Raw genomic sequence first — 23,535 nt, 5'->3', positions numbered from 1 at the left:
AGAAATTTTGCAAATAAACGAAAATAAAGGCTTCCCAACTGAGATCCCTATCATAGTTGAGGACGAGCTATTTTTATATCCATTTATGATAACGCCGCTTTTTTTAAGCGACGAAGAAAATTTAAAAGCGCTTGAGCTTGCCATACAAGGAGAGACACCGATCCTTGTCGTGCCTACAAAACCCCAGCAAGACGGCGCTAGAGACTTTGACGGCATCTATGACGCAGGCGTGATCGGCACGATAATGCGCCGTGTGCCGCTACCTGACGGACGTGTAAAAGTATTATTTCAGGGCATCGACAAAGGTAAAATTTTAAAACAATCAGGCATAAACCCACTCCGTGGCATTGTCGATATGCTCCATGTCAAGCGCCCATCACAGGTCAAAACTGACGCGCTAATCGTAGTTTTAAGAGAAAAAGTAAGAGAGCTTTCGCAGTTTAGCCACTTTTTCCCGCCTGATCTTTTAAAAACGATCGAAGAGAGCGCTGAAGCGATCAGAGTTTGCGACCTAGTTTCAAGCGCGCTTCGTCTAAAAAAACAGATTGCTTATAGCTTTTTTGTTGAAGAAAATTTAGAGCAGCGCCTACTAAAGCTCATCGACTACGTCATTGAAGAGATCGAGGCAAACAAGCTCCAAAAAGAGATCAAAAACAAGGTTCATTCAAAGATCGACAAGACGAACAAAGAGTACTTTCTAAAAGAGCAGCTAAAGCAAATTCAAGCTGAGCTTGGAGCGGATACGAGCCGAGAAGAGGAGCTTGAGGAGTACCGCAAAAAGCTTGATGCGAAGAAGAAATTTATGGCTGAGGACGCCTATAAAGAGATCAAAAAACAAATAGATAAGCTCTCTCGCATGCATCCAGACTCAGCAGACGCGAACACCTTGCAAAGCTACCTTGACTGGGTACTTGAAATTCCATTTGAAAACATAGCTAAGAAAAAGTCATCTATCGCCGAGGTGAGCAAGCACCTAAATGCCGACCACTACAGCTTAGAAAAGCCAAAAGAGCGCATAGAGGAGTATTTTGCCTTGCGTGAGCTTTTAGAGCTTAGGGGTGTTGGAGAAAAGGTAAATAACGGCGCCATTTTATGCTTTGCAGGCCCTCCAGGCGTAGGCAAAACAAGCCTTGCAAACTCGATCGCAAAGGCGTTAAAGCGCGAACTAGTTAGGATCGCACTTGGCGGACTTGAGGACGTAAACGAGCTAAGAGGTCATCGCCGCACCTATATAGGCGCTATGCCAGGCCGCATCGTGCAAGGGCTCATAGAAGCCAAGCAGATGAACCCAGTGGTTGTTTTAGACGAGATCGACAAGGTTGGCAGAAGCTACAGAGGCGATCCGACTGCGGTTTTACTTGAAATTTTAGATCCCGAGCAAAATAATAAATTTAGAGACTACTACTTAAATTTTAACATCGATCTTAGCAAGATCATCTTCATCGCCACAGCAAATGACGTGAGCATGATCCCGGCCGCACTTCGCGACAGGATGGAGTTTATCGAGCTTAGCTCATACACCCCACAAGAGAAATTTGAGATCGCTAAAAAATATCTCTTGCCTCAGGAGCTTAAAAAGCACGGGCTAAAACCAAGTGATGTGAACATCAGCAAAGAGGCACTTGAGCTAATCATCAGCGACTACACAAGAGAGAGTGGTGTGCGAAATTTACGCCGCAGGATCGCTGATATACTAAGAAAAGTCGCCAAAAATATCCTCACCAAAAAGAACGAAGGCAAGATCAGCGTCACGGCTAAAAATTTAAAAGAATTTTTAGAGAAAAAGGTCTATGAGATCGAGCCGGCAGATAAAAAAGATCAGATAGGTCTAGTAAATGGCCTTGCGTGGACTAGTGTTGGTGGTGACGTACTAAGGATCGAGGCTATCAGGATCCAAGGTAAAGGCAATATGCAGATCACCGGCCAGCTAGGTGACGTGATGAAAGAGAGCGCTCACATCGCATTTAGCGTCGTTAAAGTGCTAATAGACAACAAGAAACTAAAAGTGCCTATGACAATCGTGCCAAAATTAGATGACGATAAGCGTAAGCTCGAAGCTAGCGATGTTTATAGACGCTATGATCTTCACTTACACGTACCAGAGGGCGCTGTACCAAAAGACGGCCCAAGTGCTGGCATCACGATGGCAACTGCGATCGCATCGATACTAACTGATACAAAGGTAAGACACGACATTGCAATGACTGGTGAGATCACATTAACTGGTAGAGTGCTACCGATCGGTGGTCTAAAAGAGAAGCTCATCGCCGCACACAAAGCTGGCATCAAAACAGCTCTAATACCTCGCAAAAACTATGATCGCGACCTTATCGACATCCCAGCTGAAGTAAAGGCTGATATGAAGATCATCGCAGTAGATACGATCGATGATGTGCTAAAAAATGCTCTTGTAGCTAAAAAATAATCCAAAACCTAGCCCCATTTGGCCTCACTTTGGGCTAGGAAATTTTCATAAATTACTACGAAGTAAAAATTTAGGCTAGCTTGTTTACTCTATTTAGAGCCGTGATATGCTCGTTTGTAAATTTTAAAATTTACCGGACTTTTATTTTGCTGTAAATTTTTAGCTATTTATGCTTTGCTTCATGCTCTAAAAGCCAGATTTTAGTTGGCAAGCCATCTCCACCCGAGTATCCGCCAAGCCCACTGCTAGCTAGCACTCTGTGACAAGGAACGATGATAGGCACTGGATTTTTAGCATTGGCTGATCCTGCTGCTCGGTAGGCATTTTTGTGGCCTGCAGCAAGTGCAAGAGCTGCGTATGTAGTCGTTTCTCCGTATGGTATTTTTTGTAAGGCCTCGTAAATTTTTGCTCTAAAATTAGTTGTTTTTATATCAAGCTTCACACTAAATTTTTTAAGCTCACCATTAAAATAAGCCTCTAACTCATCCAAACAAAGCTTTAAATTTTCATCTTTTACTGCAATTTTTTCAAATTTATCTACAAAATTTATCTCACAAATTCCATTTTCGCTAGCGATGATCTCCAAAATTCCGATAGGCGATTTTAGGTAAGCTTTTGACACATTTGCTCCTTGAAATTTGAAATTTTGGGCAAATTTTACTTTAGTTTGTTTTGCTTTTTGATAAAATGCAAGCAAAACTAGCGATTTTAGACTAAAAATAACGAGCAAAAACCACAAAGGAATTTCATGAGCTTTTTTACCGACTACGAAAAACACGTGAGCGAGCGAGAAAAAGAGGGCGTGCCACCGCTTGCGCTAAATGCCAAGCAAACAAGTGAAGTTTGCGAGCTAATAAAGTTTGCTAGCAAGTCTAGTGGTGACGAAAAGACGCAAAGCGAGCTAAAATTTCTTATAAGTTTGCTTGAAACTCGTATCAATCCCGGCGTTGATGACGCAGCGAAGATAAAGGCAAACTTTCTTGGCGAAGTGATAGATGGGCTTGCTGTTAGCGGTCTTGACGCTATGCGTGCTATTAAAATTTTAGGCAAGATGCTTGGCGGATACAATGTAGAAATTTTGGTGCGAGCTCTAAAAAATAGCGATGAAAATATCGCGCATGCTGCGGCAAATGAGCTAAAAAATATCATCCTAGTGCATGAATATTTTGACGAGATCGCAAAGCTAAGTAGCAACAATAAATTTGCAAAAGAGGTGCTTGCTTCTTGGGCAAATGCTGAGTGGTTTACGCATAAAAAGCCAATCGAAACCTGTACAAACGCAGTCGTTTTTAAAGTACCTGGTGAGACAAATACTGACGACCTAAGTCCAGCGAGTGAGGCCTATACAAGGGCCGACATACCACTTCACGCAAAAGCAATGCTTGTTAAAAAGATGCCTGAGGGTCTAGAAATTTTAAAAGAACTTAAAACTCGTGGTAAAAAAGTGGCGTATGTTGGCGATGTGGTTGGCACTGGCAGCAGTAGAAAAAGCGGTATAAACTCGATCCAGTGGCACCTTGGCGATGAGATCGAGGGCGTGCCAAACAAAAAAACTGGCGGTATCGTGATAGGCACGACCATAGCTCCGATATTTTTTAACACCGCGGAAGACAGCGGCGCACTGCCGATAGTTGCAAACGTAAATGAGCTTGAGATGGGCGATGAGATAGAAATTTATCCATTTAAAGGCGAAATTTATAAGCTTATTGGCACTGAGAAAAAGCTCGTGGCAAATTTTAAACTAAACCCAAACACTCTAAGCGACGAGATAAGAGCGGGGGGCAGGATACCACTTATGATAGGGCGCCAAGTGACCAAAAAGGCCAGAGAGGCTCTAGGGCTTGGCGAGGAGCAAATTTTTATAAAGCCAGATCAGCCAAAAGAGCAGGGCGGTGGCTATACGCTGGCTCAAAAGATGGTTGGCAAGGCTTGTGGTGTAGCTGGCGTTAGAGCTGGGGCATACGTGGAGCCTGAAATTTTGACCGTTGGCTCGCAAGACACCACTGGGCCGATGACTAGAGATGAGATCAAAGAGCTTGCTAGCCTTAGTTTCGGGGCGGATTTTGTTTTGCAAAGCTTTTGCCACACGGCCGCTTATCCAAAGCCAAGTGATCTTGTGATGCATGAGAGCTTGCCAAAATTTATAAATTTACGTGGCGGTGTGAGTCTAAAACCAGGCGATGGCGTCATCCACTCTTGGCTAAACCGCATGGTACTGCCTGACAGCGTGGGCACTGGTGGCGATAGTCATACGAGATTTCCTATTGGTATCAGCTTTCCGGCGGGCAGCGGCCTAGTGGCGTTTGCAGCGGTACTTGGAATGATGCCACTAAATATGCCAGAGTCGGTTTTGATCAAATTTAAAGGCGAGCTAAAAGAGGGCGTGACGCTTAGGGATCTTGTAAATGCGATACCTTATTTTGCTATCAAAAAAGGGCTTTTAAGCGTTGAAAAGAAAAATAAAAAGAACATTTTTGCGGGCAAAATTTTAGAGATCGAGGGGTTAGAGGGCCTAAAAGTGGAACAGGCGTTTGAGCTAAGTGACGCTTCGGCTGAACGCTCGGCTGCGGCTTGCGTGGTAAATTTAAGCGTTGATAGCGTTGTGGAGTACGTTCGCTCAAACGTTGCGCTAATTGACGCGATGATAAAAGCTGGTTACGAGAGCCGTGAGACCCTGCTTAGACGAAAAGAAAAAATGCAAAAATGGCTTGAAAATCCAACTCTTTTAAGAGCCGATAAAGATGCAAAATACGCTGAAATTTTAGAGATCGATTTGTCGCAGATAGATGAGCCGATTTTGGCGTGTCCAAATGACCCAGACGATGTGGCAACGCTAAGTGAAATTTTAGTTGATAACAAAAGAGTGCATAAAATAGATGAAGTTTTTGTGGGAAGCTGTATGACAAATATCGGCCATTACAGAGCACTAGCTAGAATTTTGGAGCACGAGAGCAAGCTTACAACTAGGCTTTGGATCGCACCACCGACAAAGATGGATAAAAGCACGCTTGAAAATGAAGGCGTTTATGAGATATTTAAGAGGCTGGAGGCTAGGACAGAGGTGCCAGGCTGCTCGCTTTGTATGGGCAATCAAGCAAGAGTTAATGACAATGCCGTTGTCTTTTCTACATCAACCAGAAATTTTGATAACAGAATGGGCATGGGCGCGAAGGTCTATCTAGGAAGTGCCGAGCTAGCCGCCGTTTGTGCACTACTTGGGCGTTTACCAAGTGTAGATGAATATAAAAAGATAGTAAAAGATAGTCTTGGCTTAAATAAAGATGAAATTTATAAATATCTAAAATTTAATGAAATAAGCGAGTTTAGTATATAAATTTGTTACAATATCGCGAAATTTTAAGGAGCTTTGATGAAAAAAGTAGTTTTTTTTCTCTTTTTTAGCGTTTGTTTTTTGATAAATTTACACGCTTTAGAGTGCAGTGATCTTGCCAAAAAAGAGAACTTTAAAACTACTCCAAACGATCTTGCTTACACGAATGAGGGGCTATTTTACTGTGATGGCTCACTTTTAAACTTAAAAGAGGTAAAAGAGCTTTTTGATGCGAGTGTGGCTGTGAGAAGTGAGTCTCAAAGCTGCGTTGGCGATAGAGTTTATAAAGAAAATTTAAACAAGCTCAGATGGCTTTTGCTAAAAGCATCATTTGCGCCTGAGCTTTACCAAAAAGAGCTTGCAGAGCCAAAGGTTGCTGAGAGAGAAAAAGACGCCAGAATGGAGTATCTTAGGTACTGGGCAAACGAGAGTTTGTTTAATTTTTTAAAATATAAAAAATTTTTAGAAGCCTATAAAAATGTCCAAACTCCGCTTGTAAAATTTTATGAAAGCCTTGGGCTTGATACGCCAAGTGCTGTGTATTACGCGACTAGCGTGGTAAATGAGTTTTTGACTTTTGGTGTCGGTAAAAGTGTAAATAAAGCTAAAATTTTAACACCTGAGCAAAATATAATGGCTCAAAGGATAAATTCCGATGAGCTAGCAAATTTGCTTTACTCAAAAAATTTCAGTACCGCTGAGCTTACAAATTTACTTAATATCGCGCTTTTAAACGAAAAAAGTAGTGATATGATAAAAGAGATCATAAGGCGTGGGGCCGATGTGAATTTAGGCGATGAGACACCGCTATTTTTTGCTTTAAAAAATATAGAAAATGTAAAAATTTTACTTGCAAATAAAGCCGATGTAAATCACAAAAATTTCTTTGGAAAAAGTGTACTTTTTTATGCTGTGCAGTTTAGCGATAAGCCACTTTGTGAGCTTTTGCTAAAAAATGGTGCCAATGCAAATGAGAGTTACATAGACGAAAATGCCAAGATGAATATGATAAATTTGGGTATGACGCAAGTTGAAGATACATGCGGTCTAGAGCATACAAACAGAAGCGTTTTTATGCATGCAGCAGCTCATGCAACGCCAGAAATTTTAAAACTTTTGATAGATAATGGCGCTGATATCAACGTTACTGATGATGCTGGATTTAACGCGCTTGACTATGCCATGAAAGAACAAAACGAAAAGACGATCAAATTTTTAGAAAATTTGGGCTTAAAGCCAAATTTCAATTAGGAAAAATCATGAAAAAGACAGCTTTTGTAACCGGTGCAACATCTGGATTTGGCGAGGCGATCGCCAGAAGACTCTCAAAAGAGGGCTACAAGATAGTCGCTCTTGCAAGGCGAGAAGATAGGCTAAAGAAGCTTGCAGCAGAGCTTGGCGATACGCATATTATCGTAGCTGACATACGCGACAAAGAGGCTGTTTTTAAGGCGGTAGAGAGCTTACCTGATAAATTTAAGGATATCGAAGTGCTTGTAAATAACGCTGGTATGGCTCTTGGACTTGAAAAGACGATAGATGCGAAGGTGGAGGACTTTGAGGCGATGATAGACACCAACGTCAAGGGTCTTATCTACTCAACAAAGGCGGTTTTGCCGCTACTTTACAAACAGGAAAAGGGCTATATATTTAACCTAGGCTCGACAGCTGGCTCATGGCCATATCCTGGAAGTAACGTTTATGGTGCCACAAAGGCCTTTGTAAAGCAGTTTAGTCTAAATTTAAGAAACGATCTAGTTGGCACAAATATCAGGGTGACAAACATCGAACCAGGGCTTTGCAAGACTGAATTTAGTGAGGTTAGATTTAGGGGAGATAAGGCAAAGGCGGATAGCCTTTATGAAAATACAAATTTCATCACATCTGAGGATATCGCGACTATTTTGGTAAATTGTCTAAATATGCCCGGAAGTGTTAATATAAATAGAGTCGAAGTCATGGCAAATACGCAGACTTGGGCTGGGCTTGCGATAGAAAAATTTTAAGGAGTTCTTGTGAGACAAATTTTATTATTACTTTTTTTAGCATTGCGCTTTTTGGAGTTGATCCAGAAGTGGCAAAGAGAAACGCTGAAATTTATGGTGTATTCACGCTTATACCGCCAGTTGTGGCAATAGCACTTGCCTTTATCACAAAAGACGTCATCTTGTCGCTATTTATAGGTGTTTTTAGCGGAACGTTTCTCATAAATATCATCAATGAAAACTTCTTTATGGGTATCGTAAAAGGCTTTACAGGTATCGTTTCAAGGGTCGTTGAATCAATGGCTGATAAGACTGATTCAGGAATTTTACTTCAAGTGCTTTGTATCGGTGGTGTGGTCGCACTCATTACAAAAATGGGTGGTACAAAGGCAGTTGCTCTTTGGCTTAGTAAAAAGGCAAAAAGCGGCATTTCAGCTCAAATTTCAACATGGCTCATGGGAATTTTTGTATTTTTTGATGACTATGCAAATGCTCTAATAGTAGGTCCAATCATGAGACCAATAAGCGATAAATTTAAAATAAGCCGCGAAAAGCTAGCTTTTATCATAGATGCTACTGCGGCACCGATCGCTGGTATTGCTATCATCTCGACATGGGTTGGCCTTGAGGTTTCACTCATCGAAAAGGGCTATGAGCTAGTTGGAGAGACTGGCATTAATGCTTATTCTATATTTATCGAGACAATTCCATATAGATTTTACAACCTCTTCATCTTATTTTTTATAGTCTGTACAGCCTTGATGCAACGTGAATACGGACCAATGCTATTAGCTGAAAGACGCGCTAGAAGAGGCGAGCTTCACTCGGGCAAAACTCAAATCCAAGATCTTGAAGATAAAACACTTGAGCCAAAAGAGGGTGTAAAACTAAGTGCTGCAAATGCTGTTGTGCCACTTCTTGTGTTGGTTATTGGCGCATTTACTAGTTTTTACTTTAGTGGTCTTGCTGCACTTGAGGGCGATACTCTTAAAAATGCACTTGCTAATCCGCTTTCATTTTCTACATTTAAAGATACTTTTGGCGCAGCAGACTCAGCTACATCGCTATTTCAAGCAGCGTTACTTGCTAGTATCGTAGCTATTACAATGGGCGTTTGGCGTAAAATTTTTGACGTAAAAGAGGCTATTAGCACATGGGTAAAGGGCTGGAAGACTATGATTATCACGGTTGTCATTTTGCTTCTTGCGTGGAGCCTTAGTGCTGTTATCAAAGAACTTGGCACATCAAGATATTTGGTTGATCTATTAAGCTCTTCTACACCTAAATTTATCCTGCCAGTTGCTGTTTTTATTCTTGGTTCGTTTATTAGCTTCTCAACTGGAACAAGCTATGGCACAATGGGTATTTTAATGCCTCTAGCTATCCCACTAGCTTATGCTGTCGGCAAAAACTACGGCCTAGAGGGCGATGCGATGCATGCATATATGATCGTAAATATTTCAGGCGTGCTTACAGGCGCAATCTTTGGCGATCACTGCTCACCGATATCGGATACTACGATACTTTCATCAATGGGCGCAGGATGTAATCATATCGATCACGTATCGACTCAAATGGTCTATGCGCTTAGCGTTTGTGCAGTTTGTGTGCTAGTTGGTTACTTGCCGGTTGCACTTGGTCTTAGCGTTTGGATCGCACTTCCTTGCGGATTTTTAGCGATTTGGGCACTAGTTAGATTTGTTGGAAAGAAAGTAGAAGCATAAATTTGGATTGCAATTATCTAAAAGAGTGTGGCTCTTGCACTCTTTTTACTCCTTATGATGAGCAAATTTTATTTAAAACTGATCTTATAAAACAAAATTTTTCAGAGTTTTATGATGGTGAGTTTGATGTTTTTAGCTCAAAACCAAAACACTACCGTACAAGAGCTGAGTTTGGTATCTGGCACGAAGGCAGCAAGCTTTGCTATACTATGCATGCAAGCGAAAAGGGCAAAAAGGTCTTTATAGATGATTGTCCAAAGGTCTGCGAGCAAATTTCAGATCTCATGCCAAGCTTGCTTTATGGCTTACAAGAGAACGAAATACTGCGCGCAAAGCTTTTTGGAGTGGAATTTATCTCTTGTAAAAGTGGTATTTTGGTTACACTTCTTTACCATAAAAGGCTTGATAACGAGTTTGAGGCGGCTATGAAAATTTTAGCTAACAAGCTTAATGTCACCATACTTGCTAGATCTCGTGGGCAAAAGCTGCTAAGTTGTGAGCTAAATTTGATTGATGAGCTAGACGTTGGTGGTGAAATTTATAAATTTAGCCTAAGTGAGAATGCCTTTATCCAGCCAAATAGAGCCGTAAATGAAAAGATGATAGCTTGGGCAAAAGAGTGTGTGCAAGGCGGTGCTGACCTTCTTGAGCTCTACTGCGGACATGGAAATTTTACTATTCCGCTTTCATTTAAATTTAAAAACGTTCTTGCCACTGAAATTTCAAAAAGCTCGATCGCAAATGCCTTTAAAAACTGTGAGCTAAACAAGGCTAAAAATATCAAATTTTTACGAATGGATGCTGACGAGCTTATGAGCGCATTTGCTGGCGTTAGGGAATTTAATAGACTAAAGGATATAAATTTAAGCAACTTTAACTTCTCTCATATTCTTGTCGATCCGCCTCGCGCAGGATTAAGCGAAAGTGTCATAAATTTCATCAAAAATTTCAAAAATATCATCTATATCTCGTGCAATCCAGAGACTCTAAAAGAAAATTTAAAAGAGCTTTGTAAAAGCCATGAAGTGATAAAATTTGCCATTTTTGATCAGTTTGCAAATACTCATCACATCGAGTGTGGCGTGCTACTAAGGGCAAAAGAATAATTTAAAAAAGGAAAAATAAAAAAATGGTTTCACTAAATAAAATCATCCAAGCAAAGATCACGATCGGTCATTTCGTAAATAAAACTCCATTTGCTTTGAGTGCGAAACTTAGTAAAAATTTGGGAGCAAGCATCTATCTAAAAGAAGAAAATTTACAACGAACTGGAGCTTATAAGATAAGAGGTGCTTACAATAAAATAGCTAGCCTAAGCGATGAAGAGAGAAAGCGTGGCGTAGTAGCCGCAAGTGCTGGCAATCACGCTCAAGGCGTAGCGATAAGTGCGAAAGAATTTGGCGTACACGCTTGTATCATCATGCCAGAATCAACCCCACTTCTAAAGGTTGCTGGTACGAAAGACCTTGGTGCAGAAGTTATTTTAAAGGGTGATAATTTTGACGAGGCGTATGCTTTTGCGGTTAATTACGCCAAAGATAAGGGTATGACTTTTGTTCATCCATTTAACGACGAGTACGTCATGGCGGGGCAGGGCACTGTTGGGCTTGAGATGCTTGATGAGATAAGTGACCTTGATATAGTCATCGTTCCAGTTGGCGGCGGCGGATTAGCTAGTGGTGTGGCAAGCTGTATAAAACAAGTTAATCCAAAGACAAAAGTAATCTGTGTCGGTGCAAAAGGCGCTCCAGCGATGTTTAATAGCTACGGCGCTAAAAAGAGTATAAACTCAAAATCAGTCCGCACCATAGCAGATGGCATCGCTGTGCGTGATGCGAGCGAGATCACACTGGCAAATATTATTGAGTGTGTTGATGAGTTTGTGCAAGTTGATGATGAGGAGATCGCAACTGCGATTTTGTTTTTGCTAGAGACTCAAAAGATCGTTGTAGAAGGAGCTGGCGCAGCTGGCGTGGCAGCACTTATGCATGATAAGATCAAATTTAAAAAAGGCGCAAAGATAGGCGTGGTGCTAAGTGGTGGAAATATCGATGTTCAGGTACTTTCTATTATTATCGAAAAGGGTCTTATCAAGTCTCACCGCAAGATGACCTTGCAAATCACACTTGTGGATAAGCCAGGAGCGCTCATGAGCCTAACAGATAGTCTCAAATCAGCAAACGCAAACATCGTCAAGATCGACTACGATCGCTTCTCGACAAGGCTTGATTATGGCGATGCAAGCATTACGATCACGCTTGAAACAAAGGGTCTTGAGCATCAAGAAAAGATCAAAGAAGTTCTTACTAAAAATGGATTTTCTTTCACTCAACTATTTTAATTTAATGGCTCGCTACTATTTAAAGTAGCGAGCATAACTTCTATTAAAACAAAATTTCAAATTTCGCATTTACGCTGTTTGACTTCACGTCTTTAGCAAAAGCACCTGTGTAAGATAGGCCTAAATTTATATTTTTATAAACATTCGCCTTTACACCAAGGCTAGCTGTGCCAAGATCGCGTACCTCTTTTCCTTCAAGTTCTAAGTATCCAGCATTTGCGATATTTACGCCGATATTTGGTCTTGTATCGCCAACTAGTCTATTGTAGGCTAGATCAGCTTCAAATTTCATCTTTGTACTACTAAGACTAAATGGTACGCTAGGGTTTAGACCTATGCTAAATACACCTAAATTCCTAGTTTTTTCATCAACGTCCATTCTGAAAATTCCTACATTTTGGCTAGTACTATCAGTTTTCATGCGTAGATAGCTTGCGCCCACATAAGGATTTAGTGAGAAATTCGCACTGTTAAAGCTAGTTAGTGCCAAATTTGCGTAAGCAGTAAGTGCTTTTTCCTTGCTTTTTACATGCTCATCTGAGTAGAAACTAACGATCGTAGCACCATTTTGCGTTTTTCGTTTAGAATTTGTATATATGAGACCAAGGTCTAGTTTTGTGCTAGCGATCTGGCTTTTTCCGTAGATGCCTATACTTGTGCCTTTTGTTTTATAAGCATCATCGCCATCTTCTTTTACTTTTTCACTGCTAGCACCAAGCACGCCACCAAGTGTGAAAACATCATTTATGCTACCGTCAAATCCAAAAAGCTGAGTGAGTGAGTTTGCTTTTACATCATCAAATTTCATAGCATTAGCCATGGTATTTGACCAAAAATTCATACCACTCGCATCGATTGCTTTTGCACTGAATGGATCAAATTCATGGTTGATAATTGCATTTTTGAGTAAGATGTTTTCTAGTAAAAATGCATTATGTTGAGCTAAATTTGCATTATTTGCAAATGTTTTTAGCGTATCACTTGCTTCTTTTGGTGTAGCGTAGATGAAGTGTCTATATAGATCACTCGTGATGACTGCTGGTCTACTTCTAAACGGCGAAGCAAGGAGTGCTGGTCTGCTAGCTGTACTCTCTATGAGTTGCGCTACTCTTTTTTGGTTATCGCTAGCTGCAATACTTGTTATCGTGTTTTTTGATTTTTTAAGTGTTAATTCTAGCTTGTTGTCACTATAATTTCTACTAAGATCAAAAAATGCATATTTTCTTAAGATGGTGTCATTATAGCCACTAAAATTTCCAGTTACGGTGTAAGTTTTTGCTTTTGAGCTATCATCATATAGTCTTTTCATGATATCTACATCTGGCTTGCTTATATCTATGATAGAGTTCTTTTCAAATTTTAGATTTAAATTTGCTGCATTATTTGAGATGATATAACTACCGCCTGTTTTTATAGTAGCTTTTACTGCGTCATTTGTACTTTTTCTAGTTACGTCTTTAAAAGATAGCTTTTGAGAAAATTTATTTCTATCAATCTCTCTAACACTCATCTCTTTAACAATCTCAAGTGCACCACCATTTTCGACTACTACTTCGCTTGATTTTAGTGATTGATTTAGTGCTGTGATCTTGCCACTTTTTATTATGGTTTTGCCAGTGTATGAGTTGGTGCCTGCTAGTTTTAGAGTGCCTAGACCTCTCTTAATAAGAGTTCCTTCGTAGCCTTCGCTAGCTCTTTGCTCTCTTGCTTTTTCTCTAGCGTTGCCTATATCAAGTTCAGCCCTTTGCTCGGCTGTTAAATTTGACATTTGTTCAAGCTCGGCTTTGCGATTAGCCCAAATTTGTGCCTCTGCTTCATCCTCAGTCTTTCTGTATTTTATGGCTACATCACTGATATTATTTGAGTAAAGATCGTCTGTGTCTAGACTTACATCAAATACGCCTAGTAGCTGTCCTGGTCCAAACATAGCCTTTGACATATCAAGTGCTCCCCAGCCCCAGCGCTCATCAGGTACGCCAAGTGGCGCAGTAAAGCCAGAAATTCTTCTTGTATCGGCTGGCTTTTTAAACTCATCTCTAACTTGTCTTGCGGTAGTTAGTAAAACATCTCTTGCTTGAGAGTTGCTCATATATGGATATCTTTGCATGACAAGACCAAGTGCGCCAGTGACGTGTGGAGCTGCCATTGATGTACCATCCCAGCTATCATAACCAGCGTTTCCATTTTTAGGATCAACTGTGCTTGATTTTATACTTTTACCAGGTGCTGCGATACTCCACCATTTTGAGTGTCCTGCGGTATTAAAATGTTGTGCATCGCCATCTGTCATTCCAGTAACGTTTATCCAGTATTTTTCAGCATCTGGACGAAAATATGGAAGCATTGCTCTTGTGTATGACTCTTTCATGCCATTTCTATTTCCGGCAGTGAAGACTTGAATGATGCCGTATTTTTTGGCGACTTCATAAGCAGCATCTAAGAAATTTTTACCATTTGTGACAAATGGATAGTAGCTTTTATAGGCTGCGTCAAGATCTTTTATATCTAAGCTATTGCCACCATCAAATCCAATTGCTCCCTCATAAGCTTTATAAAATTTTCGGTTTGAACCCCAACTATTATTTATAGCTCTTGCACCAGCTTTAGCTAGTCCCTCATAAGATGCTAAAAAGAAGTTGTAGTCTTGGTTTGGTCCATATGTCATACCATCGGTTCCGCCAGTATTTCCTACTATAAGTTTTGAGTCAAATGCTACACCATGCATCCCTTTACCATCTCTTGAGCCAGCAATTGTGCCAGCTACGTGCGTGCCGTGCGAGTCGTTTACACCAGCGATCCAGTTGCCATCAGCTTCAAATTTATCACCTTTTTTAAAGTCGCCAAAGTCAGCTCTATTTTTATCAGTGCTTCCCTTTTTTAAAAAAGGAGAGTTGCCGTGCTCAGTATCTGGATATTTTTGTCCGTCTTTGTAGTAGCTACCAGAAATTTTTAGTGCGCTTATCCTACCGTCACTAAGTTCAGGGTGGCTAAGTAATGCGCCAGAGTCCATAACGCCAAGCGTCACACCTTTGCCTGTCACTCCAAGAGCATACGCAATAGCTGCATTGATACGCTTTAGTCCCCAGTATGCTTCATATTCAGCGCTCTGCCAGCTACTTATGTCGCCAAATTTACCACTTTCTTGATCGTTGGCTTTTAGCGAATTTGTAAACAAAAGAGCACAACAAGCTGCACTTATAAAAATACATTTTTTATTTAAAATGGATCTTTTCACATCTCATCCTTTTGCATAAAATTTAAATGGATTGTAATATCCTTAAAATAAATTATTAATTAAAATATTAAAATTTATGATAAAAATTTACTTTAATAATCCCTTTTTTACGCTATTTTTACTATAAGATATGAAAAAATAATTAAAATGGTATCACATAAATATTATTAATTACGATTTTATTTTAAAACAATTATTTAAATATAATTTTTAATAAAAGTAGAATTTCATCTCTGCTTTACAAATTTAAGCTAAAATAGCAAGCTTTAAAGGAGAAAAAATGAGCGAATATGCAAATTTGATATTAGCTATCTTATTAGCTGTTTTGGCATTTGCATTTTATAGGTCAAATAAGGCGTTAAAAAAGGCAAAAGATGATAGCGAAAATCTCTCAGTCAGCACTGAAATTTCGCAGCTAAAAAGTATTGGCGAGCTATCTGTTTTTCAAGTTTATAGCAAAGAGATCGTCACAAAGACAGATCATGCGTTTGGAAATTTTGGCAAAGAGTATCTAAGATGGCTTATAAGCGAGAAGAAGCTTTCGATGATATTTGAGTTTGAGATAAATTTCATCTACGATCTAACTAGCCCAAAGCTCGAGATCACGCAGATCGCAAACTCTAGCTATAAGATAAAAATGCCTCCTTGCAAGTATAAATTCTCAATCGCCGATATGAAATTTTACGATGAGAAAAACGGCAAATTTATACCATTTTTACTGCCTGACTCGCTAAATGGCTTTTTTGGTAGCACTTTTACAGAAGAAGATAAAAATAGACTAATTGAAGAGGCAAGAAACGAAGTCAAAAAGATGAGCGTTCGCCTTATCTCACAGCTTCAAAGTAAAATTCATAAATCAGCTTGCGATACGCTTGAAGCGATAGCTAAGAGCTTTGGCGCAAACAAAGTTGAGTTTATTTTTGACGATAATGATGAGCAGATCAGCTCGCAACTAAATTTAGAAAATATTGCATAAAATTTTAAAAAGGAGAAAAAATGAGCGTAAATTCACAAGAAGTCACGCAGACACCAGGCAACAACACAGTCTTTCAAACATGGGTTTTAACAGCTGATAAAAAGGCTTGTAAAGATGGGTTTGCCGAGCTTTGCGCCTTGGTTGTAAATTTAAATAAAACTGCCAAGATTAGATTTGGCGCAAATGAAAATGTAAACTGCGTCCTTGGCGTGGGTCATGATGCTTGGAAAAAGCTTGAAATTTCAAAAGAATTGCCAAAAGAGCTTATGAATTTTAAAGCGATAAAAGGCGATAAACACGAAGCTGTTAGCACAAAGGGCGATATTCATATCCACATCCGCGCTTTAAATGCGCCTGATTGCTTCGATATGGCTCAAGCGATAAAGGCCGTACTTTTTAAATTTGCAGAGCTTACAGACGAGACGCAAGGCTTTAAGTATCATGACGGTAGGGCGATAATTGGCTTTGTTGATGGCACTGAAAATCCTGAGGGCGAGGAGAGAGATTTCTTTGCTAAAGTTGGCGATGAGGACGCTAAATTTAAAGGTGGCAGCTACGTTTTTGTACAAAAATATTTCCATAATATGAAAGAGTGGAACGCTACAAGCGTAAGTGAGCAAGAAAAGGTAATAGGCCGTTCAAAAGAGCTTGACATCGAGATGAGCGAGGATGTAAAACCTACAAATTCGCACTCAGCTGCTGCAAACGTAGGAGATGATAAAAAGGTCGTGCGTGGCAATATGCCTTTTACTGAAGGTAGTAAAACTGGCACCTACTTCATCGCTTATGCGAGCACATTTTCAACGGTTGAGCTTATGCTTAAAAAGATGTTTATCGGCGAGCCAAAGGGCAACTCAGATAGACTGCTTGACTTTAGTACGCCAGTAACTGGTGCCTTATATTTTGTGCCAACAGTTGATATGTTAAGCGATTATGAGGGCTAAATTTAAATGGGTGAGGCAACTTGCCCTTTTAAATTTTAAATAAAAATGCCAGAGTGGTTTATCTACGCGGCTCTTTCAGCTGTTTTTGCTGCACTTACAGCGATCTTTGCAAAGCTTGGCGTAAAGGATATTGACAGCGATTTTGCGACATTTATAAGAACGATCGTTGTCATTTTGATGCTTGTTTTGCTTTTAAGCGTGGCTAAAAAATGGCAACCACTAAGCTCACTAAGCCCCAAAAACTGGCTCTTTCTCATACTAAGTGGCATGGCAACTGGGCTCTCGTGGCTCATGTATTTTAAAGCTATGCAGGCAGGCAAGGTTTATCAAGTGGCTTTGATTGATAAATTTAGCGTTGTGCTGGCTATCATTTTGGCTGTCATCTTTCTTGGCGAGAGGTTAAATTTAAAAGAAATTTTAGCCGTCTGTCTTATCGTGTCTGGCGTATTTTTACTCATTTTTAAATAAAATTTTCTGCATTATTCTTAAAATATATTTTTAATTTTAATTTGTAATTAATCAAAAAGCTCCTAAAATTTGAACGATTTCATTTTGAAGGGAGAAATATGAAAAAAATCATTTTTTCGGCCATCGTGGCTTGTGCAGCATTTGGTGCTAGTGTAAACTACACAGATGTCGTAAAAGACGTTTATGGTGACGCTAGCTCAACAAAAAGTATAGGCAGACTGCTACCAACCAATGCAGTTGAAATTTTACAAACAAGCGGCGATAGAGCGCAGATTAAAGTAAAAGGCTATCAAAACCCAGCCGTTAGCAACGTAGTTTATTTTGCTGATGGCGCGAGGATCATCTCAGTAGCATTTGCAAAAACTGCACCTTTTGATATCAAAGTGATAAAAGAGGGCAAAAATGGCAAATGGAACGAGGTAGAAACGACAGTTTTCGTTCAAAAAGATGGCTTTAGCACCGATGTAAATGCGATGTTTGCAAAAGCTGATAAGATGTATAAAGAGAGCTGTGGCGTTTGCCATGCGTTGCCTCAAACCACACATTTCAACGCAAACCAATGGCCGTCACTTCTAAAATCAATGATCGGCAGAACCGCAATAGAGAAAAAAGACGAGTGGTTGGTTGTTGAATACCTTCAAAAACACTCATCTGACGTAAACCTAGGTAAATAAGCAAAACTTTTGTAGCGGTGAGTAAAAACAAATATTAAAGTTTAGCTTATTCAAAAGAAAACTTAAAAATGAAAGGGAGATAAGATGAACGAGAACAGACGAGAATTTCTAAAAAAAGGTGCTACAGCAATTGCAGCGACACCTTTGCTTTCAAGCGTAACAGCATCAAATTTATTTGCTGATGGCGTAAAAAAGAGTGTTTTAAGAGATAGCGAGGTCATCACAGCTGCCCACTGGGGTATGTTAAAAGTGACAACCAAAAACGGCGTTGCAGTAAAGTCAGAGCCTATCCAAAAAACAAGTGAAATTTACAACCCACTTCAGCACTACACACCAGATATGATCTACAAATGTCGTATCAAGCGCCCAGCAGTTAGAAAGAGCTACCTTGAAAATCCAGATAGTCCAAAGCCAGAGCTTCGCGGCAAGGATGAGTGGGTTGAGGTGCCTTACGAAGAGGCGATCAAGCTAGTTGCAAGAGAGCTTAAAAAGACAAGAGCACAAAAAGGCTTACAAAGTGTATTTGCGGGTAGCTATGGCTGGAAGTCAAGTGGAAACGTGCATAACTCAAGAATTTTACTTCATAGATTTATGAATTTAAGTGGCGGCTTTGTTGGCTCACTAGGTGACTACTCAACAGGTGCTAGCCAGATCATAATGCCTCACGTTGTGGGTAGTATCGAGGTCTATGAGCAGCAAACTAGCTGGCCAGTCGTACTTGAGAACTCAAAAGTCGTAGTCATCTGGGGTGCAAACCCACTTGCGACACTTCGCATAGCTTGGACTAGTACCGACGAGCAGGGCTTTAAGTACTTTGAAGAGCTAAAAAACAAAAAAGATATCAAAGTGATCATTATCGACCCTATCAAGAGTGACACAGCGCAATACTTTGACAACGCTCAGTGGATCGCCCCAGTGCCAAACACCGACACAGCGATGATGCTTGGTATGATGCACTACCTATATGAAAGCGGCAAGTATGATAAAAATTTTATCGAGACCTATACAACTGGCTTTGATAAATTTCTCCCATATCTACTTGGTAAGACAGACAACACTCCTAAAAATTTAAAGTGGGCGAGCAAAATTTGTGGTATCGATAAAGACGTTTTAAAAGAGCTAGCTGATACATTTGTCGCAAACCGCACTATGATAATGAGTGGTTGGGGTATGCAGCGCGCGCATCACGGCGAGCAGCCGCACTGGGCGATGGTGACATTAGCAGCTATGATCGGTCAGATCGGACTTCCTGGCGGGGGATTTGGACTTAGCTATCACTACTCAAACGGTGGCGCACCAACATGCAAGGGCGCAGCTATCGGTGGCATGAATAGCGCAAGTGTGGGTAAATTTAACGATAAAGGCGAGTTTATAGGTACAGATACAGGTGAGTTCGATAAACGAGGTCGCTTCGTTGCAAAGGCTGCTGCAGCAGCAGGTACAGGCCAAAGCTGGCTACAAAAAGCAACCAGCTATGCCTTCCCGGTAGCAAGGATCGCTGATGCGTTATTGCATCCTGGCAAAGTGATAGATCATAATGGCAAAAAGATCACCTATCCAGACATTGACTTTATCTACTGGGTCGGCGGTAATCCACTTGTGCACCACCAAGATACAAATACAAATTTAAAAGCGTGGAGAAAGCCAAGAACGGTTGTCGTACATGAATCATACTGGACACCGACAGCAAAAATGGCTGATATCGTTTTCCCAGTCACTACAGAGTATGAGAGAAACGACATTACCATGACTGGCGACTACTCAAATATGAACATCGTGCCGATGAAACAAGTCGTTGAGAAATACCACGAGGCAAGAGATGATTATCAAATTTTCATCGATCTTTGCAAAGCTTATGCTAAAAATTTAGTCATTGCCTACACAGATAACGGCAAGGATGAGTTTGACTGGATCAAAGAGTACTATGACGCAGCCTACGCTCAGGTCAAGGCTGTGCCAGAGCTAACTACTGATATGAAGCCATTTGAAGAGTTTTGGAACGAGAACAAGCCAGTTACATTTGCCTCATCTCAAGATAGCGATAGTTGGGTGAGATTTGGCGAATTTAGAGAAGATCCTGTGCTAAATGCTCTTGGAACTCCAAGTGGTCTTATAGAAATTTACTCAGAGACTATCGAGAAAATGGGCTATGACGACTGCAAGGCACACCCAATGTGGTTTGAGCCGATCGAGTGGCTAGGCATGAAAGATAAGCCAGCTAAATTCCACATGATAAGTGCTCACCCAACTGACCGCTTGCACTCACAACTAAGTCAAACTTCACTTCGTGACAAATACGCTATCGCAAATCGCGAGCCTATCTGGATCAACGAAAAAGACGCAAAAGAGCTTGGCGTACAAAGTGGCGACTTGGTGCGTGTATTTAATGTACGTGGTGAGGTTTTAGCAGGTGCTCACGTGACTAAAAACATCAAAGAGGGCGTTGTAAAACTAGCTGAGGGCGCTTGGTATGACGGCTTTGATAGTGGAATTTGCAAAAACGGCGGTGCAAACGTGCTAACCATAGATATCCCAACAAGTAAGCTAGCAAACGGCAACATCAGCCACACAGCTCTTGTAAATATCGAGAAATATAAAGGTGGCGAGGCATTAAAGCTTACAGCTTTTGCTGAGCCAAAATTTTCTAAATAATTTCAAAGCAGGGGAGCTATCTCCTGCTTTTGAACTTAAAATTTAAAATAAATCTACTACTCACAAAAGCTTAAATTTATATTTAAAGTCTATAGTTCTATCAATTCTTATTTCGCAACAGATGTTTAGAAGAGAAGCAAATAAGGCTATAGCTATATTGTAAAAAAGTTATTTGGCTGATTATTTTAAAATTTAAAAACATCAATCCAGTAATCTTGGTAATTAGAGTTATACATTTATATCAAGAATAGTATAAATTTAAAGGATGAACAAGATAGATATAAAATTCAAAATATCTTTGACATCTTCTTAGGCTTGATTTTTATAGTTGCGAGTGTATAAGGTCTATCAAGCAGCCTTAGTTGATAAATTTAGCGTTGTGCTTGCTGTTATTTTGGCTGTCATCTTTTTTGGTGAGAGGCTAAATTACAAAGAAATTTTAGCCATTTGTCTTATTATTTCAGGCGTTGTTTTATTGATTTTCAAGTAAAAATTTATACTCTATATCTAACAAAAGAACAAAAATCAAAGCTATCTTAATTTAATGGTATTTTGTGATCTAAAATTTATTCAAAAATTTTAATTATCAAGATATCTTTATTAATTTTTAAAAAGCATTAAATAGAGGGTAAATTTAATACTAATTTTAATTCTTTTTCGATAAATTAAAGCGATTTTAACTTTTTAAAGGAGGAAAGATGAAGTCCATAACTTCAAAGATAGCGATGATTATCATCTCATTGCTAGTTATTTCGTTTGCTGCTATTTCAGCAGTTAGCTACTATACAGCGGAAAGTAAGGTAGTAGAGTTGGTCAGTCAGACCCAGGATCAGATTCTAAGTGACATCAAAGCTACTACGGATTCTTTTTTTGAAGAATATTTAGGTGTAGCCAAAAAGTTAGCTTCAGACATAGAAAATACACCAAATAATGATGACTTGTATATAGAAAAAACAAAAATGCAAAAAGATAACGCTAGCTCGCTAGTTTCTTATGTATTTTATGGACGTGAAAGTGATGGACATTTTTTTCAGTCTGACGGCACTAGAATGACCCCAGCCGACAACTACGATCCTAGAACCAGAGGTTGGTATAAAGCAGCCAAGAGCGCAAACGGTGCTATTTATACTGAGCCTTATTTGGCGGCAACATATAATGCTTTGGTGGTTAGTTTCGCCGCTCCTGTAAATAAAAATGGAAATTTTGCTGGTGTTTTGGGGCTTGATTTAAAGATAGATGCTTTAAGTAAAAAGATTCTCGAAATGGGTAAAACAAAATACGGCTACGTCTATTTAATAAACAGAGACGGTGTTGTTCTTATGCATTCAAATCCTGAAAATATTGGCAAAGTAGTTCCAGCAAGCAAATATTTGGCTGATGAATTTGCGGCTAAAAGATTTGATGAAAATGGACTTATCCCTTATACTAATGATAAAGGCGAAAACGTAACCGCCAAAGTTTTTCCTATAAATGATCAAGGTTGGCTAGCCGTAGTTGCTATCGGAGCAGATACTTTTTCGTCTAACACCTTGCCTTTATTAAAAGCTCAAATAATTCTAGCCGTAGCTTTTATAGTCATACTTTCGGCTATCGTATTTACTCTTCTTAAAAAATCTCTTAGCCCTATTAGGACTATTCAAACCAAGCTTGAAGACGCGTTTAAATTTATCACCTACGAAACCCCTAACGCTCCGGAAAAGCTAGTAGTAACTACGCAAGACGAATTCGGCAGAATGAGTGAATCTATTAACGAAAATATAGAAAAAGTCCTTAACGGCGTTAAAAAAGACAGCGCCTTAATAGACGAGATGAACGGTATAGCAAATCTCATGATAAAAGGCCACATGGGAGCCAAGATCAACTCCGTCCCTAATAATCCGGCTTTAGTTCAGTTAAAAGATCTACTAAATAAATTCTTTACTTCTATTTCCGAGAATTTAAAAGGCATAGCCGTAGTTTTAGCTTCTTATAATAAAAACGACTATACTCCTAGATTAGAGCTAAAACCCGAGCTTGAAAGCGATTTAAGAGATATGATAGTAGGCCTTCAAAGCGCGGGAGACGCCGTAAGCAATATGCTAAGGGAAAATTTAAAAGAAGCTCAGGTTCTAGAAGAAAAAGCTAAAATCCTAGCAGAATCTATGAGAACCCTAACCGACGGAGCCCATAAGCAAGCCGACTCCATCCAAGAAAGCGCGGCTGCTATAGAAGAGATGAGCAGTTCTATGAACGCCATTAGCCAAAAAGCTGGTGATGTAACCAGACAAAGCGAAGAGATTAAAAACATTATCGTTATTATTAGAGATATAGCCGATCAAACCAACCTACTTGCTCTAAACGCCGCTATCGAAGCGGCACGCGCCGGCGAGCATGGACGAGGTTTTGCTGTAGTTGCGGATGAGGTTAGAAAACTAGCTGAGCGAACTCAAAAGTCACTTGGTGAGATCGAAGCTAATGCAAATGTTCTAGCTCAAAGTATCAATGAGATGAGTGAGAGTATCAGAGAGCAAAGCGAAGGCATAAATATGATAAATCAAAGTGTAAGTCAGATCGACAGTATTACAAAACAAAATATTGATATTGTTGGTACAACAAACGAAATTACTGACCAAATAGACGACATGGCTAAGACGATAGTAGCCGATGTTAAAAAGAATAAATTTTAACTTTATGGCTTGATACTTAAAAATTCATTAATATTTCATCCTCAAAATTTGAGGATGAAAATAACTCTATTTTATCTCTAATCTTAAAATTATTTTTTGTTTTATAAATATAAT

The 23,535-nt window shown here is 39.7% G+C and carries 15 protein-coding genes and 2 pseudogenes; 15 read left to right on the top strand and 2 right to left on the bottom strand.

Annotation, left to right across the window (positions count from 1 at the left end; translation table 11 throughout):
• Positions 1 to 7: 7 nt before the first annotated feature.
• A complete protein-coding gene (gene lon, locus A3223_RS02310) occupies positions 8 to 2,425 on the top strand; it encodes an endopeptidase La (RefSeq protein WP_084108452.1) in 2,418 nt (805 codons plus the stop codon).
• A gap of 163 nt (positions 2,426 to 2,588) precedes the next feature.
• Here the strand turns inward: lon and A3223_RS02305 are convergent, their stop codons facing one another.
• Positions 2,589 to 3,047 (bottom strand): methylated-DNA--[protein]-cysteine S-methyltransferase, encoded by a 459-nt coding sequence (locus A3223_RS02305; protein WP_084109261.1) that lies wholly within the window; start codon positions 3,045 to 3,047, stop codon positions 2,589 to 2,591.
• A 126-nt stretch (positions 3,048 to 3,173) separates the two neighbouring features.
• Between A3223_RS02305 and A3223_RS02300 the strand changes: the two genes are divergently transcribed.
• The 6 genes from A3223_RS02300 to ilvA are packed head-to-tail and all read left to right on the top strand — an operon-like array spanning position 3,174 to position 11,806.
• Positions 3,174 to 5,759, top strand: a complete 2,586-nt coding sequence (locus A3223_RS02300; RefSeq protein ID WP_084108449.1) for a bifunctional aconitate hydratase 2/2-methylisocitrate dehydratase — start codon at positions 3,174 to 3,176, stop codon at positions 5,757 to 5,759.
• A gap of 36 nt (positions 5,760 to 5,795) precedes the next feature.
• Positions 5,796 to 7,007: an ankyrin repeat domain-containing protein gene (locus A3223_RS02295; protein ID WP_084108446.1), complete on the top strand. Its 1,212-nt coding sequence runs from the start codon at positions 5,796 to 5,798 to the stop codon at positions 7,005 to 7,007.
• Between the two features lie 8 nt (positions 7,008 to 7,015).
• Positions 7,016 to 7,762, top strand: a complete 747-nt coding sequence (locus tag A3223_RS02290) for an SDR family NAD(P)-dependent oxidoreductase (RefSeq protein ID WP_084108443.1) — start codon at positions 7,016 to 7,018, stop codon at positions 7,760 to 7,762.
• Positions 7,763 to 7,785: 23 nt separating this feature from the next.
• On the top strand, positions 7,786 to 9,465 hold the full coding sequence (locus tag A3223_RS02285; protein WP_141081791.1) for a Na+/H+ antiporter NhaC family protein: 1,680 nt from the start codon (positions 7,786 to 7,788) through the stop codon (positions 9,463 to 9,465).
• Between the two features lie 2 nt (positions 9,466 to 9,467).
• Positions 9,468 to 10,571 (top strand): tRNA (uridine(54)-C5)-methyltransferase TrmA, encoded by a 1,104-nt coding sequence (trmA, locus tag A3223_RS02280; RefSeq protein WP_084108440.1) that lies wholly within the window; start codon positions 9,468 to 9,470, stop codon positions 10,569 to 10,571.
• A gap of 23 nt (positions 10,572 to 10,594) precedes the next feature.
• Positions 10,595 to 11,806 carry a threonine ammonia-lyase gene (gene ilvA / locus A3223_RS02275; RefSeq protein ID WP_021090937.1) on the top strand — a complete coding sequence of 404 codons (1,212 nt, stop codon included), beginning with the start codon at positions 10,595 to 10,597 and terminating at the stop codon, positions 11,804 to 11,806.
• A 43-nt stretch (positions 11,807 to 11,849) separates the two neighbouring features.
• Here the strand turns inward: ilvA and A3223_RS02270 are convergent, their stop codons facing one another.
• Positions 11,850 to 15,041 carry a S8 family serine peptidase gene (locus A3223_RS02270; protein WP_084108437.1) on the bottom strand — a complete coding sequence of 1,064 codons (3,192 nt, stop codon included), beginning with the start codon at positions 15,039 to 15,041 and terminating at the stop codon, positions 11,850 to 11,852.
• A 280-nt stretch (positions 15,042 to 15,321) separates the two neighbouring features.
• Here A3223_RS02270 and A3223_RS02265 point away from each other — a divergent pair, with 280 nt between their 5' ends.
• The 8 genes and pseudogenes from A3223_RS02265 to A3223_RS09970 all read left to right on the top strand — a co-directional run.
• Entirely contained in the window at positions 15,322 to 16,017 is a 696-nt protein-coding gene (locus A3223_RS02265; RefSeq protein WP_084108434.1) for a DUF4230 domain-containing protein, read from the top strand.
• A 20-nt stretch (positions 16,018 to 16,037) separates the two neighbouring features.
• Positions 16,038 to 16,961 carry a Dyp-type peroxidase gene (locus A3223_RS02260; RefSeq protein ID WP_084108432.1) on the top strand — a complete coding sequence of 308 codons (924 nt, stop codon included), beginning with the start codon at positions 16,038 to 16,040 and terminating at the stop codon, positions 16,959 to 16,961.
• A gap of 45 nt (positions 16,962 to 17,006) precedes the next feature.
• Positions 17,007 to 17,429 (top strand): EamA family transporter, encoded by a 423-nt coding sequence (locus tag A3223_RS02255; RefSeq protein ID WP_084108430.1) that lies wholly within the window; start codon positions 17,007 to 17,009, stop codon positions 17,427 to 17,429.
• 98 nt (positions 17,430 to 17,527) lie between these two features.
• Positions 17,528 to 18,103, top strand: coding sequence for a cytochrome C heme-binding protein (locus A3223_RS02250; protein ID WP_021090680.1), 576 nt, complete (start codon positions 17,528 to 17,530; stop codon positions 18,101 to 18,103).
• A gap of 84 nt (positions 18,104 to 18,187) precedes the next feature.
• Positions 18,188 to 20,755, top strand: coding sequence for a molybdopterin-dependent oxidoreductase (locus A3223_RS02245; RefSeq protein WP_084108428.1), 2,568 nt, complete (start codon positions 18,188 to 18,190; stop codon positions 20,753 to 20,755).
• A gap of 334 nt (positions 20,756 to 21,089) precedes the next feature.
• The gene (locus tag A3223_RS02240; RefSeq protein WP_257639248.1) at positions 21,090 to 21,245 is read left to right on the top strand and encodes an EamA family transporter; all 156 of its coding nucleotides are present in this window, start codon (positions 21,090 to 21,092) and stop codon (positions 21,243 to 21,245) included.
• A gap of 208 nt (positions 21,246 to 21,453) precedes the next feature.
• Positions 21,454 to 22,239 (top strand): annotated as a pseudogene (locus A3223_RS09975) (cache domain-containing protein); the annotation flags it as partial.
• Between the two features lie 810 nt (positions 22,240 to 23,049).
• A pseudogene (locus A3223_RS09970) lies at positions 23,050 to 23,421 on the top strand (methyl-accepting chemotaxis protein); the annotation flags it as partial.
• Between the last annotated feature and the right edge of the window lie 114 nt (positions 23,422 to 23,535).

The sequence above is a fragment of the Campylobacter concisus genome (genome assembly GCF_002092855.1).
GTDB lineage: Bacteria > Campylobacterota > Campylobacteria > Campylobacterales > Campylobacteraceae > Campylobacter_A > Campylobacter_A concisus_AI.
Note: the sequence above shows the minus strand (reverse complement) of the source record. Positions and strands in the feature narration are given on the sequence as shown.